General features: G+C 66.1%; 13 protein-coding genes. 8 read left to right on the top strand and 5 right to left on the bottom strand.

Annotation, left to right across the window (positions count from 1 at the left end; genetic code table 11):
* Positions 1 to 37: 37 nt before the first annotated feature.
* Positions 38 to 820, top strand: a complete 783-nt coding sequence (locus tag ACIGKQ_RS14805) for an isoprenyl transferase (protein WP_235723664.1) — start codon at positions 38 to 40, stop codon at positions 818 to 820.
* 44 nt (positions 821 to 864) lie between these two features.
* Here the strand turns inward: ACIGKQ_RS14805 and ACIGKQ_RS14800 are convergent, their stop codons facing one another.
* Together ACIGKQ_RS14800 and ACIGKQ_RS14795 are read right to left on the bottom strand one after the other, a co-directional pair.
* A complete protein-coding gene (locus ACIGKQ_RS14800) occupies positions 865 to 2,805 on the bottom strand; it encodes a hypothetical protein (RefSeq protein WP_396574248.1) in 1,941 nt (646 codons plus the stop codon).
* A gap of 673 nt (positions 2,806 to 3,478) precedes the next feature.
* Complete coding sequence (locus ACIGKQ_RS14795; protein WP_396574246.1) at positions 3,479 to 4,927, bottom strand: PLP-dependent aminotransferase family protein; 1,449 nt, start codon at positions 4,925 to 4,927, stop codon at positions 3,479 to 3,481.
* 77 nt (positions 4,928 to 5,004) lie between these two features.
* Between ACIGKQ_RS14795 and ACIGKQ_RS14790 the strand changes: the two genes are divergently transcribed.
* Together ACIGKQ_RS14790 and ACIGKQ_RS14785 are read left to right on the top strand one after the other, a co-directional pair.
* Positions 5,005 to 5,760: an SDR family oxidoreductase gene (locus tag ACIGKQ_RS14790; RefSeq protein WP_235723667.1), complete on the top strand. Its 756-nt coding sequence runs from the start codon at positions 5,005 to 5,007 to the stop codon at positions 5,758 to 5,760.
* Positions 5,757 to 6,242: a carboxymuconolactone decarboxylase family protein gene (locus ACIGKQ_RS14785; RefSeq protein ID WP_235723668.1), complete on the top strand. Its 486-nt coding sequence runs from the start codon at positions 5,757 to 5,759 to the stop codon at positions 6,240 to 6,242. Before ACIGKQ_RS14790 ends, ACIGKQ_RS14785 begins: the two co-directional genes overlap by 4 nt.
* Positions 6,243 to 6,264: 22 nt before the next feature.
* Here the strand turns inward: ACIGKQ_RS14785 and coaA are convergent, their stop codons facing one another.
* Positions 6,265 to 7,206 carry a type I pantothenate kinase gene (gene coaA / locus ACIGKQ_RS14780; protein WP_266059608.1) on the bottom strand — a complete coding sequence of 314 codons (942 nt, stop codon included), beginning with the start codon at positions 7,204 to 7,206 and terminating at the stop codon, positions 6,265 to 6,267.
* 52 nt (positions 7,207 to 7,258) lie between these two features.
* Between coaA and ACIGKQ_RS14775 the strand changes: the two genes are divergently transcribed.
* The 5 genes from ACIGKQ_RS14775 to ACIGKQ_RS14755 all read left to right on the top strand — a co-directional run bounded on the left by ACIGKQ_RS14775 (position 7,259) and on the right by ACIGKQ_RS14755 (position 13,530).
* Positions 7,259 to 8,491: a DUF885 domain-containing protein gene (locus tag ACIGKQ_RS14775; RefSeq protein ID WP_396574244.1), complete on the top strand. Its 1,233-nt coding sequence runs from the start codon at positions 7,259 to 7,261 to the stop codon at positions 8,489 to 8,491.
* 26 nt (positions 8,492 to 8,517) lie between these two features.
* A complete protein-coding gene (gene glyA, locus ACIGKQ_RS14770; RefSeq protein ID WP_235723753.1) occupies positions 8,518 to 9,795 on the top strand; it encodes a serine hydroxymethyltransferase in 1,278 nt (425 codons plus the stop codon).
* An 87-nt stretch (positions 9,796 to 9,882) separates the two neighbouring features.
* The gene (locus ACIGKQ_RS14765) at positions 9,883 to 10,767 is read left to right on the top strand and encodes an acyl-ACP desaturase (protein ID WP_235723671.1); all 885 of its coding nucleotides are present in this window, start codon (positions 9,883 to 9,885) and stop codon (positions 10,765 to 10,767) included.
* Positions 10,768 to 11,032: 265 nt separating this feature from the next.
* Positions 11,033 to 12,331, top strand: a complete 1,299-nt coding sequence (locus ACIGKQ_RS14760; RefSeq protein ID WP_235723672.1) for a PhoH family protein — start codon at positions 11,033 to 11,035, stop codon at positions 12,329 to 12,331.
* Between the two features lie 215 nt (positions 12,332 to 12,546).
* Positions 12,547 to 13,530, top strand: coding sequence for a L,D-transpeptidase (locus ACIGKQ_RS14755; RefSeq protein WP_396574242.1), 984 nt, complete (start codon positions 12,547 to 12,549; stop codon positions 13,528 to 13,530).
* A gap of 88 nt (positions 13,531 to 13,618) precedes the next feature.
* On the opposite strand, the gene ACIGKQ_RS14750 is transcribed toward ACIGKQ_RS14755, so the two are convergent.
* Positions 13,619 to 14,275 carry a PIG-L deacetylase family protein gene (locus ACIGKQ_RS14750; protein ID WP_266059605.1) on the bottom strand — a complete coding sequence of 219 codons (657 nt, stop codon included), beginning with the start codon at positions 14,273 to 14,275 and terminating at the stop codon, positions 13,619 to 13,621.
* A gap of 8 nt (positions 14,276 to 14,283) precedes the next feature.
* Positions 14,284 to 15,684 (bottom strand): class II fumarate hydratase, encoded by a 1,401-nt coding sequence (locus ACIGKQ_RS14745; RefSeq protein ID WP_396574240.1) that lies wholly within the window; start codon positions 15,682 to 15,684, stop codon positions 14,284 to 14,286.
* Between the last annotated feature and the right edge of the window lie 65 nt (positions 15,685 to 15,749).

The following is a 15,749-nucleotide window of genomic DNA, read 5'->3' as shown; positions in this document are numbered from 1 at the left end:
GTACCGTAACTTTTGGAGCGGATAAGATCAGGCAGCGATGAAACTTCTTCCCGATCGGCTCCGACGTCCCATGCTCAGCGTGTACGAGCGTCGGCTCATCCAGCTGATGGACACCTCCCGGTTGCCCCGTCATGTCGCGATCATCTGCGACGGAAATCGGCGGTGGGCGCGCGAGGCCGGATTCGAGGACGTCAGCCACGGTCACCGGGTCGGTGCGCAGCGCATCGCCGAAATGCTGTCCTGGTGTGCTGGGCTCGACATCTCCACGGTCACCATCTACCTGTTGTCCACAGAGAATCTGCAGCGGACGTCGGACGAACTCGACGCGTTGATGGAAATCGTGCCCGACATCGTCGACGAGATTTCCGGACCGGACGGCAACTGGTGTGTGCGGATCGTCGGCAATCTGGCGGGGCTGCCCGAGCCGGTCGCCGAGCGGCTGCGTCGGGCGTCGGAGCGCACTGTCGATCGAGTTGGTATGAACGTCAACGTCGCAGTCGGCTATGGCGGCCGCCAGGAGATCGTCGACGCCGTGCAGTCGTTGCTGGCCGACCGTCTCGCTGCGGGCGCGACCGGGGAACAGATGATCGATGCGGTGACGGTCGATGCGATCGACGAGCACCTCTACACCAAGGGGCAACCGGATCCCGACCTGGTGATTCGCACTTCGGGTGAACAGCGACTATCCGGATTCCTGCTGTGGCAGAGCGCCTATTCGGAGATCTGGTTCACCGACGCGTACTGGCCCGAGTTCCGTCGGGTCGACTTTCTTCGGGCACTGCGTGACTATGCGGCACGGAGTCGTCGTTTCGGCAAGTGACCCGCGGATTCGGTCCGATAGGTGACCGCGATTCGGCCGAGGCGTCAGCGCGGGTAGGTGACGATGATCTGTCCGGTGCGCGCGTTGCGCCAGGTGATGGTGCGGTCGGTGTGCATGGTCGGTATCCACGGCCCGTCATGTTTGCGGTCGTGGTCGGGGCGGCACAGGGGTGCGAGGTTGAAGGCCACGGTCCAGCCACCGGCCACCGGGTCAGCATGGCAGAACTTGAGCAGGTGGTCGAGTTCGCATTCCTCGGACGGTCTGCCGCAGTACGGGTAGCGGCAGCGTCGGTCGAGTTGGATGATCTCCGCCCGCAACGCGGCTGACGGCCTGTAGGTCAGTGCCCCCGGTGGTGGGGCGGCGAACCCACCGTGCCCGGTCAGGTCGATCGGTGGGGCCGGTGTGCGGTTGCCGAAGATGATCAGTCCGCTGGCGGTGCGGGTTTCACTCGGTCGGGCGGTGATGGTGGTGGCGTGTGGTGCGATTCGTGCGGCGTGGGCGGGATCGATGGCGCCGTAGCCCATCAGGCGGGTCGGGTCGAGACCGGTCGGGTCGCGCAGCAGGGTCAGGCCGGGGACGATGAGGTCGGAGTCGGAGTCGGTGTCGTCGGCTGGTTCCGCGTCGGCGACGTCGGTGTCGTGTTCGGCGGGTGGTGCGGTGATGAAGTCTCGTCGGGGTTGCAGGGAGGGTGCGACGTCAGCGGTGTCGACGTCATCGGTTCCGATGTCGGATTGTTCGCTCTCGACCTCGACCTCGACCTCGATGTCGCTGTCGTCGTCGATGTCGGCGAGGGTGATCGGCTGTTCTTCGGCCGCATCCGGCCCACCCACCGCGGGTTCGTCGGCGGTCTCGACGGCTGCGTCGGTGTCGTCCGCCGTGCTGGTGTCGACCGAGGAGTCGCGGACATCGTCGGTGACCGAACTCGGGGTGGCGGGCGTGGCCTGCCCCGGGTTGCTGGTGCGGGTTGGTGTGGCGGGGCAGGTGTCGTCGCCGCAGTGGCAGCGCAGTTTTGCGCCGGGAGCTTTGATGATCTCGGCGAACGCGGCGACGCGTTGGGCTTTGATGCTGCGCCCATCACGACGACACACCCGTCGTCCGATGAGGGCGCTGATGCGGTCGCGCAGGTGCACGCCGTGTTCGGCGGGGATGCAGGCATCGACGGTCATGTGCCCGAACGCTTCGTTACCGATCGTCACATCCCCGAACAGGTCGGTGATGTCCTCCCGGGTCTCGGCGGCTCGATCGGGGTCGAGGCTGATGATGATGGCGTCGAGATCATCTCGCAGGGCGGTGTCGGTGGTGGGTCGGCTGGCCAGATCGAGCACCACATCGTCGAAATCCCACGGCTCATCGCCGTCGTCGGGATCGTCGGTGGCGGAAGGGTCGGTCTCGGCCGCAGCATCACCAGCATCATCGGAGCCCTCCTCGTCGGTGTCGGCCACGTCGGTGCCGTCATCGTCGGTGCCGGCGTCGAGGTCGGCTTCGGGGTCGTCGAGGTCGAGGGTGAGTTCTGAGTCGACATCCTTGCTGTCGGTGTCGTCGGTGTCGGCGTTGTCGGAGAGTTCGCCCAATCGTGCCCGCAGGTCGCCGGTGGGCCCGGTGGCGGCGCCGCGGATGGCCACACCCAGCCGGTGGGGGCTCAGGTCGCCGGCGCGGAAGGCATCACGGATCTTGGGGTGCTCGTCGAGGAGTTCGTCGAGGTGGATCCATTCGCTGGCTTTGGTTCGGGAAATGCCCAACTGCAGTGAGATTTCGCCTTTCGCGGCTTTGTCGGCGGCGTTGCGGATGCGGTTCGGGACATAATCGTTGTATCCGGCCAGGCGCTCGTTGTAGGTGGATTCACCGATCTGACGCGCGATCTGCATCGCCAGGGCCTGGGCTTGATTACTCAGCCGCAACAGGTCGCGACCATACTGCGCCAACTCGTCCAGACTGCTGCTGGCCAGCAGAGCGTCGTCGGCGGCACGATCGGTGAAGGTGAACACAAGACACTCCTTTCGGCGACAACAGCGAGATCGGGATGGGTTGGTGGGGAATCGAACTGCTATCAGACTATCGGGTGGGTCCGACAACTTTGGGGTGGTGCGGGTGGGCTGTGGATGGACTTGTTCGGTGAGCTGCTGGGTTCAGGATACCGGTGGGGTCCGACAACTTTTCGTGCGTGAGAGTGGTTGCGGTGGTGGCCCCTTCGTGACGCGGCCTCGCACGCTCGGACGCTCCTCAGGGATCAGGGCGCTTCGCTTGTTCGTTGTTGCGCTCTTTGCGATTCATGGCTGGGGCTTACTCTCCGATTCTCTAGTGATCGGGAAGCGTTGGTGGGTAATCGAACTGGTATCAGAGTATCGGGTGGGTATGACAACTTTCGGGTGCTGCGGGTGGGGTGTGGATGGACTTGTTCGGTGGGTGTTGCGTTCAGGATAGCGACGGGGTCCGACAAGTATTCGTGCGTGAGAGTGGTTGCGTGGGTGGACCCTTCGTGAGCGCCTCGCAGGCTCGGACGCTCCTCGGGGATCAGGGGTGGCGCGGCCTCGCAGGCCGGGTTGCTGCTCGGGGGTGGTGTGATTCGTTTGTTCTGTGCGGCGAGTTCTCGTGGTCGGTGATGGGTGTGGATGGACTCCATGGATTCCAGAAAAGGGGAAACACCAACGGCATACGGATTCATAGGTATTCGGTGACCAATGACACCAGCGCCCGGACGTCGGCTTGATACGACGACGCAGGGGGAGTGCCGAAGCCGACCACCAGGCCCGATGGCGAGCTGTCGTCGATGCTTGTGTCCGGATGGCGATACTGCGACATCTTCGCCAGAGCGAACCGTCGGCGAAGTGCCGCATCGAATACCGTGTCCTCGTCGTGGGAAGGGAGTGGGATCACTGCGTGGAGCCCGGCGGCGATCCCCGGGATCGTCACGCCCGCATGGGCCAATGCATCGGTGAGGACATCTCGCCGACGCCGGTAGTACTGGCGGCTGCGGCGGATGTGCCGATCGTAGGCGCCGGAATCGATGAGCTCGGCCAAGACGAGTTGATCGATGATGCTGGCGTCGGGTTCCCGGCGGCCTTTCGTCGCGCGTACCACCTCGACCAGACGAGGTGGCAGGACCAGCCAGGCGATGCGCACCGCCGGTGAGATGCTTTTGCTGACCGAACCGGTGTAGATCACCACGTCGGGGTTGAGGGCCTGCAGGGCGCCCACCGGCTCTCGGTCGTAGCGGAGTTCGCCGTCGTAGTCGTCCTCGACGACCAGCGCGTCATGATCGCCCGCCCACTCGATGACTCGGGCACGGCGCGACGGGGACAGGGGCACCCCGGTCGGGTACTGATGGCTCGGGGTCAGCAGCACCGCCGACGCCTCGTCGGATAGTCGGTCGACCGCGGCGCCGTCGCCGTCGACCGGAACTGGCATGGTCGCCGTTCCGCCACGTTCGACGGCCGCGCGGTGAAACGGCAACCCATGGCTCTCCACCGCGAGGACATCACCGAATACGGTGCGCGACAGCAACTCCAGCGCGCGCAGAACCGATGTCGTCAACACGATGTGGGCGGGGTCGGTCCGCACCCCGCGGGCGCGCGCCAGGTATCCGGCCAAGGAGTTGCGAAGCCGTTCGCTGCCTTGTGGATCGCCGGGTCCGAATGTCCGGTCCGGGGCGTCGGACAACACACGACGCGTCGCGGCGATCCAGTCCGCACGCGGGAACAGCGACGGATTGGGTTGGCCGAGCCCGAAATCGTGGTCGATGGTGGACGTCTGACGCACACTGCGCGTGGGTGCCGAGACCCCGGGGCGTGGGGTGTCGGCGACTCGGGTGCCCGACCCCTGGCGGGCCACCAGCCACCCCTCGGCGATCAGTTCCTGATAGACGGCGGCCACCGTCCCGCGCGCGAGCCCGACGTCGGCGGCCAGCGACCGATACGGAGGCAGCAGGGTTCCTGGTCCCAATCGGCCGTCGCTGATCGCTTCACGAAGCGCGGAGGCCAGCGAGTGGCGACGGCGTGCGCCTCGTCCGCGGGTGCTGCCCGCCGGGTCGGGCTGCAGATCCAGGTAGAGATCGACGCCCAGATGTTGCGCGATCCGCTCCCACGGATCTGGATTGACACTCTTGTCCACCCTTGAATTGAACCAGTTTTCTGGTGCAATCCACTCCTACTGTGGAAGTCGATACCACATCGAGGAGAGGGGCGGTCATGAAGGTGATCGTGTTGGGTGCGAGCGGTGAGATCGGCAGTGAGGTGGTCAATCGCCTGCGTGCGCAGGGGATTGAGGTGACCGCGGCGCATCGGTCGACAGGTGTCGATGCCTACGAGGGCACTGGACTCAGTGAAGCGTTCAGTGGCGCCGACGTGGTTGTCGACTGCGTGAACGTGACGACGACAAGCGCGGACACCGCGATCGACTTCTTCGGCACGGTTGCTCGCAACGTCTCGACCGCTGCGCTGTCCGCCGGCGTGGGGCGGGTCGTGTGCTTGTCGATCATCAATGCCGCTGACCCGGCGGTCAACGCCAAGTTCGGCTATTACCAGGGCAAGGCTGCGCAGGAGAAGGTCTACCGCGAGTCGCTGCCCGCCGATGTTCTGACGATCGTGCGCTCGGCCCAATGGTACGAGTTGGCGCGGCAGATGATGAGCACTCTGCGGTTGGGTCCGGTTGCCGCCGTGCCCCATATGCGTTGCCGGCCACTGTCGGCGGCCGACGCCGCTGCGGCGCTGGTCGGTGCGGTGACCACCGCGCCGGAAGGTGACGTCGAGGTGGCCGGCCCACACGTGCTCGACCTCGCTGACATCGGCAAGGCCATCGCTCGCCGATCGGGGTCGCCACGCTGGGTGGTGGGCATCCGCTTCGGCGGCACTGCGATTCGGAACGGTGGTCTCGTCCCCGAGCGTCCCGACGTGGTCACCACCACAACGCTGGACCAGTGGTTGGATGCGGAGTACGCGGCATGAGCGCGCCGACCGCCGCGCCGCATGACACTCGGCGGATGTGGATTCCGCGGACAAACCCCACGGTGTACAAGGCTCTGGTGGCGTTGCAGCGTGCCTCGGCCGAGGGGCTGGCGCCGCGCCTGGCCGAACTGATCAGGATTCGGGTGTCGCAGATCAATGGCTGCGCCTACTGCCTGCACATGCACCTGTCGGATGCCCGGTCGGCCGAGGTGGAGCCGGAGGCGGTGGGGATGGTGGCCCTGTGGGCCGACGCGCCGCACCTCTTTACCGATCGGGAGCGGGCCGCGCTCGATCTGGCCGAGCACGTGACCCAGGTGGGCGACGATGGCGTTCCGGATGATGTGTTCGAGCGTGCCGCAGCACTTTTCGATGAGGTCGAACTCGGGCAGGTGATCGCCGCCATCGTCATGATCAACGCGTGGAACCGGATTGCTGTCGCCGGGCGCTACCCTGCGGGGCTGGATGAACGCAGAATGCCTTGAGCGTCAAGGTTGTCGGCCAGGATCACAGCTTTCGCAGGCGGACCCTGTTGATCGAGTGGTCGGCGTCCTTGCGTAGCACCAGTGTGGCGCGCGGTCGGGTGGGCAGGATGTTCTCGATCAGGTTGGGCTGGTTGATCGAGGTCCACAGGTCGCGCGCCGCGATGGTCGCCTGCTCGTCGGTCAGGGACGAGTAATAATGAAAGTGCGACTGTGGGTCTGCGAATGCGGTGGTGCGCATCTGCAGGAAGCGTGAGATATACCACTGCTCGATGTCGGAGGTCTTGGCATCGACGTAGATCGAGAAGTCGAACAGGTCGGACACCATCAGGGTGGGTCCGGTCTGCAAGACGTTGAGCCCCTCCAGGATCAGGATGTCCGGTTGCCGCACATAATGCCTCACGTCCGGGACGATGTCGTAGGCAATGTGTGAGTAGACCGGGGCGGTCACCTCGCGTGCGCCGGACTTGACCTCGGTGACGAAACGTAGCAACGCGCGTCGGTCATAGGACTCGGGAAAACCCTTGCGGTGCATGATTCCCCGACGTTCCAACTCGGCGGTCGGCAGAAGGAATCCATCCGTGGTGACCAGGTCGACCTTCGGGTGCGACTCCCACCGCGCGAGCAGGGCGGCCAGCACGCGGGCGGTGGTGGACTTACCCACCGCGACGCTGCCGGCGATGCCGATCACGAATGGCACCTGCCGGTTGGTCTGGCGTTCGCCGAGAAAGGTGGACGTGGCCGCGAACAGTCGTTGGCGTGCCGCGATCTGTAGGTGGATCAGACGTGACAGCGGGAGATACACATCGGCGACCTCGTCGAGGTCGACCTGTTCGCCGAGGCCCACCAGCTGTTGCAGCTCGGCGTTGGTCAACACCATGGGCATGGATTCGCGGAGTTCACGCCACTGCCGACGGTCGAGCTCCAGATACAGACTGGGATCGCGCCCGGTCGTGTCGCGTGCCATGGTCCTACAGCTTAGGGCGGACGGAATCGCGCACCACCGGTAGCCTCCGGTCATGACAACTGCCGCGTCCGCACCGATCACGGACTACCTGCGCTTGGGGCTGGCCTTCGACAGGCTGGAAGAGGGTTTTGTGGACGCCTACACCGGCGACCCGGCGCTGCGGGCCGAGGTGGCCGCCGCTCCCGCGCCCGACCCGGCCGTACTAGCCGATCGGGCGCGCGGACTTTCGTCAGAGCTGCCCGCCGAGCTTGGCCCCGCGCGAGTGGAATTCCTGCGTGCGCACCTCGCGGCGCTGGAATGCTCGGCGCGCAAGTTCGCAGGTGAGGAGATCGCGTTCGTCGACGAGGTGCGTGCCTACTTCGACGTGGACATCGACCTCGGCGATCAGCAGGCATACCGAGATGCCCACGCGGCGATGGCCGCCGAACTCGGTGTTCCGGGTGCGTCGGGGGTAGCGCTGGCTGAGGCCTATGCGGCCTACAAGCGATCCGACGAGATCCCGCCGGACCGTGTCGACGAGTGCGTGCGCGCCTTTGCCGGTGCGCTGCGCGAACGGGTGCGGTCCACTCATCCCTTGCCGGATAGCGAGATCGTCGAGTTCGAGGTCGTCACCGACAAGCCGTGGTCGGGGTTCAATTACTACCTCGGCGATTACCGGTCGCGGGTCGCCATCAACCTCGACCTCACGCAGTACATGTCGACGTTGCCGCACCTCATCGCGCATGAGGCGTACCCCGGACATCACACCGAGCACTGCCGCAAAGAGGAGATCCTGGTGGGCGGTGGGCAGCAGGAGCAGACCCTGTTCGTGGTCAACACCCCGCAGTGCCTGATGGCCGAGGGCCTCGCCGACCACGCCCTGCACGCGGCGATCGGCCCGGACTGGGGTCAGTGGGCGCAGGAGATCTACGCCGATCTCGGACTGCGGTTCGACGGTGCCCGTGCTGTGCGGATGGCGCGCGCGTCGGCGGGCTTGGTGGGGGTCCGTCAGGACGCTGCGCTGTTGCTGCACGACCGTCGGGCAGATCAGGACACTGTCGCCGAGTTCCTGCAGCAATGGCTGCTCGCGCCGCCCGAGCGAGCGCGTCAGATGCTGAGATTCCTGACCTCCCCGCTGTGGCGCGCCTACATCTCTACCTATGTCGAGGGGTACCGCCTGCTGGGTGAGTGGCTCGATGCCGCACCCGAAACGCAGCGGTTGGAACGCTTCGGTCGCCTGCTCGACGAACCGCTCACCCCGGCATTGCTGAGAGCCGAACTCCAGGACCCGAGGCCGGGACAATAGACTTGTCTGCCATGAGCCTGAATTCGATGTCCCTGGCCGAACTCGACCCGGATGTGGCTGCGGCGATGAACGGCGAGTTGAGCCGGCAGCGGGACACCCTCGAGATGATCGCGTCCGAGAATTTCGTGCCGCGCGCGGTGCTCCAGGCCCAGGGCAGCGTGCTCACCAACAAGTACGCCGAGGGGTACCCGGGGCGTCGTTACTACGGTGGCTGCGAGTACGTCGACGTCGTCGAGGACATCGCTCGCGACCGGGCCAAAGAGCTGTTCGGCGCCGACTTCGCCAACGTCCAGCCACACTCGGGTGCACAGGCCAACGCCGCCGTACTGATGGCGCTGATGACCCCGGGCGAGAAGATGCTCGGTCTCGACCTGGCACACGGCGGGCATCTCACCCACGGCATGCGGCTGAACTTCTCGGGCAAGCTCTACGAGATCGAGTCCTATGGCGTCAGCAAAGAGGACTTCCGCATCGACATGGATGAGGTCCGCAAGATCGCGCTCGCGGGCAAGCCGAAAGTGATCTGCGCCGGCTGGTCGGCATATCCGCGCACGCTGGACTTCGAGGCGTTCCGGTCCATCGCCGACGAGGTCGGCGCCTACCTGTGGACCGACATGGCGCACTTCGCCGGCCTCGTCGCCGCCGGGCTGCACCCGTCGCCGGTGCCGTACTCGGACGTCGTCTCGTCCACCGTGCACAAGACGCTCGGCGGGCCGCGCTCGGGCATCATCCTGGCCAAGCAGGAGTGGGCCAAGAAGCTCAACTCGGCGGTGTTCCCCGGGCAGCAGGGCGGGCCGCTGATGCACGCCATCGCGGGCAAGGCCGTCGCGCTCAAGATCGCCGGAACCGACGAATTCGTCGAGCGGCAGCAGCGCACGCTCTCGGGGGCGAAGATCCTGGCCGACCGGCTCACCGGCTCCGACGTTGCCGACGCGGGCATCTCGGTGCTCACCGGGGGCACCGACGTCCACCTCGTGCTGGTGGATCTGCGTAACAGCCGGCTCGACGGTCAGCAGGCCGAAGACCTGCTGCACCAGGTCGGCATCACGGTCAACCGGAACGCGGTGCCCTTCGATCCGCGGCCGCCGATGGTGACTTCGGGTCTGCGGATCGGGACACCGGCGCTGGCCACCCGCGGTTTCGGGGACACGGAGTTCACCGAGGTCGCCGACATCATCGCGACCGCACTGGCGGCCGGTACCGATGCCGACGTCTCCGCCCTGCGTGGGCGTGTGTCGCGCTTGGCGCTGGACTTCCCGCTCTACGACGGACTCGAGGACTGGGGGCTGATGAGCCGCGGGTGAATCCCACCTGACGTCGCAGCGCCGACGGCGCTGCGCCCCCGGACCCAGGGTGGCCAGACTGCGGGGCGGTTCTCTATTGTTGCTCCGGTGAATGCATTGACCACCGATGAGCTGATCATCGCGCTCTCCAAGGCGCTGCCGGAGATCGCCGAGGACCATCAGGCGGCTGCCAGTCCCTGGAAACCGCACGACTGGGTGCCGTGGGACCAGGGCCGCAACTTCGCCTTCCTCGGTGGTGAGGACTGGGATTCGACGCAGTCGACGATCTCCGACGAGGCCCGCGCGGGTGTCCTGGCACTGCTGCTGACCAAGGACAACCTGCCGTCCTACCACCGGGTGCTGGCCATGCACTTCCCGGCGTTCTCCGACTGGCGTCAGTTGGTGGGCGTGTGGACCGCCGAGGACAACCGGCACGCCATCGTGCTGCGCGACTTCCTTGTCGTTACCCGCGCCATCGACCCGGTCGATGCCGAGGAGCGACGCCGCATACACGTGACCGCCGGCTACCGTCAGCGTCCCGAATCGATCGAGAATCTGGGACCGCTCGACGTGCTCGCGCTGATGGCGGTGCATGAGAACCAATGCGTGGGCTACATCGAGAAGCTCCGTGCTGCGGTCACCGACGACGTGTTCGGACAGATTCTCGACAAGATCGCTGCCGACGACGCCGTGCAGGCCGCCACGTTCGGCGCCTTCCTCAACGCCGGACTCGTCGCCGATCCGGCCGCCACGGTGGTCGCCGTCGACCAGGCGCTGGCCCGGTTGGAGACCGAGCCCATCGGCTCCGACATCGCCGACTTCGACGCCGAGCGCGCACTCATCGCCGGTTACGAGGATGCCGAGAGCCGCACTCGCGTCGCAGCCGCCATCGTCGACGCATGCAAGCTCGCGTCGGTCGCAGGCCTCGACGGCGAGGCAGAAGAGGCTCGACGTCGCGTTCTGGATCGCGCCGGTGTAACCAGCGCGACGTAGCCGCCAGGCAACGTGCGTTAACGCATAATTCACGCCGACACACCCCTGTCCGCCGCGCCGGGCAGGGGTGTTTCGGCGTACGTTGGCCAGTGACGGACCGCGGGGAAGCGGTTCGTCCGGGAGGTTCGATTCGTGGTTTGCACCAGCAACGCGAGAGGGCCGGCCCCGGTCCTCGTCCACCTTGGCTGACCAGCCAAGACGGGCAAGAACCCGCCGGTCGTCGCAACTGGTTTGTGCGGGGCCCGCACAAACGTAGGAGCCCTACGTGACCACACGCACCTACGTCCTCGACACCTCCGTCCTGCTCTCCGATCCCTGGGCGGTCACGCGTTTCGCCGAACACCATGTGGTCTTGCCGCTGGTCGTCATCGGCGAACTCGAGGGCAAACGTCACCACCATGAACTCGGCTGGTTCGCTCGCGAGGCACTCCGGTTGCTCGACGACCTCCGACTCGAGCACGGCCGCCTCGACATTCCGCTCCCGATCGGTGACGAGGGCGGCACGCTGCAGGTGGAGCTCAACCACACCGATCCGGCGGTGCTCCCGGCAGGTTTCCGAACCGAGACCAACGACTCCCGAATCCTCGCCTGCGCGTTGAATCTTCGCGCCGAAGGCAGTGACGTCACGCTGGTCTCCAAGGACACCCCGCTGCGCGTCAAGGCCGGCGCCGTCGGTCTTGCCGCCGACGAGTACCACGCACAGGACGTGGTGGTGTCCGGATGGTCCGGGATGACCGAGTTGGACGTCGAGAGCACGAGTATCGACACCCTGTTCGCCGAGGGCGTCGTGGACATCGACGAAGCGCGAGAGTTGCCATGCCACACCGGTATTCGGCTGCTCGGCCATTCGTCCAGCGCGCTCGGTCGGGTCAATGCGGACAAGCGGGTGCAGCTTGTCCGCGGCGACCGTGAGGCCTTTGGTCTACATGGCCGGTCGGCAGAACAGCGTGTGGCCCTCGACCTCCTGCTCGACGACAGCGTCGGGATCGTGTCGCTCGGCGGCAAGGCGGGCACCGGCAAATCGGCGCTGGCGCTGTGCGCTGGACTCGAGGCAGTTCTGGAACGCCGTACCCAGCGAAAGGTGGTCGTCTTCCGGCCCTTGTACGCGGTCGGCGGCCAACAGTTGGGATACCTGCCCGGCGGTGAGGCGGAGAAGATGGGGCCCTGGGCGCAGGCTGTCTTCGACACCCTCGAAGGTCTCGCATCGCCCGAGGTGATCGAGGAGGTGTTGAGCCGCGGCATGCTCGAGGTGCTTCCGCTCACCCACATCCGCGGCCGTTCGTTGCACGACTCCTTCGTGATCGTCGACGAGGCGCAATCGCTGGAACGCAACGTGCTGCTGACTGTGCTCTCACGGCTCGGAGCCGGCTCGCGCGTGGTGCTCACGCACGATGTCGCCCAACGCGACAACCTTCGGGTCGGCCGCCACGACGGCGTCGCGGCGGTCATCGAGAAACTGAAGGGCCACCCGCTGTTCGCGCACGTCACACTGACTCGCAGTGAGCGCTCGCCGATCGCGGCCTTGGTGACCGACATGCTCGAGGAGTTCGCCCCCGGCGCATAGCCGGGCCCCTTTCGCCAACCGCGCACTCGTCGCGTTCACGCGCATGCTCCGACATGCGCGTGAACGTGGTGGGTGCGCGGTTGGCGTCTATACCGCGTCCACGAACGATCGGGTTCAGCAGTGATCCGATCACAATCGCACCGTGACCGGCACGAGACTCACAAGCTCGCACTCGCTGGCACACTGGTGTGGTGCTGAAGTTACTGATGAGACGAATGAGGTTTCTGGGACTTCTGGTGATCGCGGTCGTCGCCGCCGTTGCCGGAGGTGCCGGTAGCGCACTCGCCGCACCCGCAACAACGACACCGTCGACGACGCCGGCCGCGCCGTCGGGATCGCCGATTCCCGAGACCGGTATCCCGATGCTCGACGAGGTATTGAACACCCTCGCCGGCAACCTCGGGCTCGGGGGCACCGGGAGTTCCGAGGTCGACAGCAGTCAGATGATCGTCGTCACCGCGCCGGAGGCCAGTGACACCACGGCGACCCTGACCGCCTTCGAACGTGGCACCGACGACGCGTGGAAACCGGTCATCGGCCCCACGAAGGCCTTCCTCGGATCGCTCGGGATAGGTGAACCCGAGGACAACGTCTATCGCACACCAGAGGGCACCTTCGACCTGGACCAGGCCTTCGGTCGACTGCCGAACCCGGGCACGAAGATGCCCTACAAGCAGGTCGATCGGCAGGACTGGTGGGACTCGAACATGAAGTCGCCCACCTACAACACGATGGTGCGACAGGTGCAGAGTCCCGGCGGCGACAGTGAGAACCTCTACGACTCCGGGCCGGTGTACGACTATGCGGTCAACATCGCGCACAACCCGCAGCGGATTCCGGGTAAGGCGTCGGCGATGTTCCTGCACGTGACCAACAACCAGCCGACCATGGGGTGCATCGCCATCGACAAGGATCTGATGCGCAAGGTGTTGACCTGGCTCGATCCGGCCAAGCACCCGAAGATCGCGATCGGGGTGAATCAGGCCGGACCGTCGGGATCTGCGTCGTCGGGATCGGAGGCATCCGACCCTCAGACGCCCGAATCGTCGGCTCCCGAATCGTCGACACCCCAGTCGGCGGTGCCGGAGTCGTCGTCGCCGAGCACGTCGGCGATGCCCGGCGCGGATTCCCTGACCCAATTGCTCAATCAGCTCGTCAGCTTGCTGCCGTCGCTGTCGCAGACCACCGCGGGCGGCTGAGCCTCCGCACACCAGAGGCGGGGATCGGCGATCGGCCGGTCCCCGTTTCGCTGGGCGCACTCAGAGCGCCACCAACGTCCCGGTTCGGTCAGGGTCGCGAACGCTTGAGTTCGAAGCCGCAGAATTCACCACCGGTGACCATGTCGATCTGCCGGCGGGCCTGCTCGATCACCGGGGTGTCAGGGTCGAGCACCGAGAGGTACTGCTCGTGTGCGGCCAGTGACCGCACCGCGAGATCGATCTGATCGGCCACGTCGACCCTGTGCGTGGCGGCGGGGCCGTTTTCGAAGAGCCACCGCGGCCGCTCGACGTCGAGGCTGTCGTAGGCATCGAGCACGGCGGCGGAAAACTCCATGTGATCGCGCTGATTGGGCATCCCCGGAGCCCACTCGGGTCCGCCATAGAGCGACAGGACCACGTCGGGATGCACGCGACAGATGGTGTCGCGCACACGGTCGCGGAGTTCGGCGGTATTGCGGATCTCGCTGTCGGGGAAGCCCCAGAACTCCACCTCGTCGACCCCGACGATGGCGGCGGAAGTGCGCTGCTCGTTTTCCCGGACGGGCCCGGCCGTGGCCGGGTCCATGCCCTCGATGCCTGCCTCGCCGCTCGACGCCAGTGCGTAGATGACGCGTTTGCCTGACGCGGTCCATCGTGCGACGGCCGCGGCCATCCCATACTCGGGGTCATCGGGATGGGCGACCAGCACGAGTGCGGTCTGCCAGTTCTCGGGGAATTGCTCCACGACAGTGCTCAGCGTTCGCGATCGAGGTTGGCCATCTTCAGCACGTCGAGGCGTGCGTCGAGTTCTGCTTCCGACAGCTTGTCGCCGATCAGGCCGCGGTCGACCACGGTCTGGCGAATCGTCTTGCCCTCCTTGAGTGCCTGTTTGGCAACTGCGGCCGCCTCCTCGTACCCGATCGCACTGTTGAGCGGGGTCACGATGGACGGCGAACTCTCCGCGAGGGTGCGCAACCGCTCCTCGTTGGCCACCAGTCCGCTGATGCAGCGGTCGGCGAACAGGCGAGACACGTTGGCCAGCAACTTCAGCGACTCGAGTACGTTGCGGGCCATCATCGGGATGTACACGTTCAACTCGAAGGCGCCGTTGCCGCCACCCCAGGTCACCGCGGCATCGTTGCCGATCACCTGTGCGGCCACCTGGGTGACCGCCTCGGGGAGAACAGGATTGACCTTGCCGGGCATGATGGAGCTTCCGGGCTGCAGGTCGGGGAGCAGGATCTCACCGAGTCCGGTGAGCGGGCCCGATCCCATCCAGCGGACGTCGTTGGCGATCTTGGTGAGGGAGACGGCGACGGTCTTCAGCGCTCCGGACAGTTCGACGAGGCCGTCGCGCGCTGCCTGCGCCTCGAAGTTGTCGGTGGCCAGCGAGAGGGCGTCGACGTCGGTCAGCCGGCGCAGTTCGGTGACGACCTTGGTGCCGAAGGCCTCCGGGGCGTTGAGCCCGGTGCCGACGGCGGTGCCGCCGATGGGCAGTTCACCGACATGTGGCAGGGTCGCGGTGACCCGCTCGATGCCGGCCTCCACCTGGCGCGCGTAACCGCCGAACTCCTGGCCGAGGGTCACTGGTACCGCATCCATCAGGTGCGTCCGGCCGCTCTTGACCACCTCGCGCCACTGTGTGGACTTGTCGAGCAGGGCCAGGCGAAGATGATCGAGTGCCGGGACGAGGTCGGTGACAACGGCTTCGGTTGCCGCGACGTGGGTTGCCGTGGGGAAGGTGTCGTTCGACGACTGCGACATGTTCACGTGGTCATTCGGATGCACCTCGACACCGTTGGCCTTGGCGATCGAGGCGATGACCTCGTTGGAGTTCATGTTGGAGCTGGTGCCCGATCCCGTCTGGAACACGTCGATGGGGAACTGGTCGTCGTGCGCTCCTTCGGCGATCTCCTTGGCGGCCGCGATGATCGCGTCGGCCTGTGCCGCGTCCAGCAGTCCGAGATCCTTGTTCACCTGGGCGCACGCCGCCTTGAGCAAGCCCATCGCGCGAATCTGGGTGCGCTCCAACGGTCGATGGCTGATCGGGAAGTTCTCCACTGCCCGCTGGGTCTGTGCGCGCCAGAGCGCATCGATCGGGACCTTGACCTCGCCCATCGTGTCGTGCTCGATGCGGTACTGCTGTTCGGTCATTCGTGTTCCTCCAGCTTCATCGGCGGTGATAACCACGGTACTCACCCCATACGTCCGGGCCATGG

It is taken from the genome of Gordonia sp. NPDC062954 (genome assembly GCF_044543825.1).
GTDB lineage: Bacteria > Actinomycetota > Actinomycetes > Mycobacteriales > Mycobacteriaceae > Gordonia > Gordonia tangerina.
Note: the sequence above shows the minus strand (reverse complement) of the source record. Positions and strands in the feature narration are given on the sequence as shown.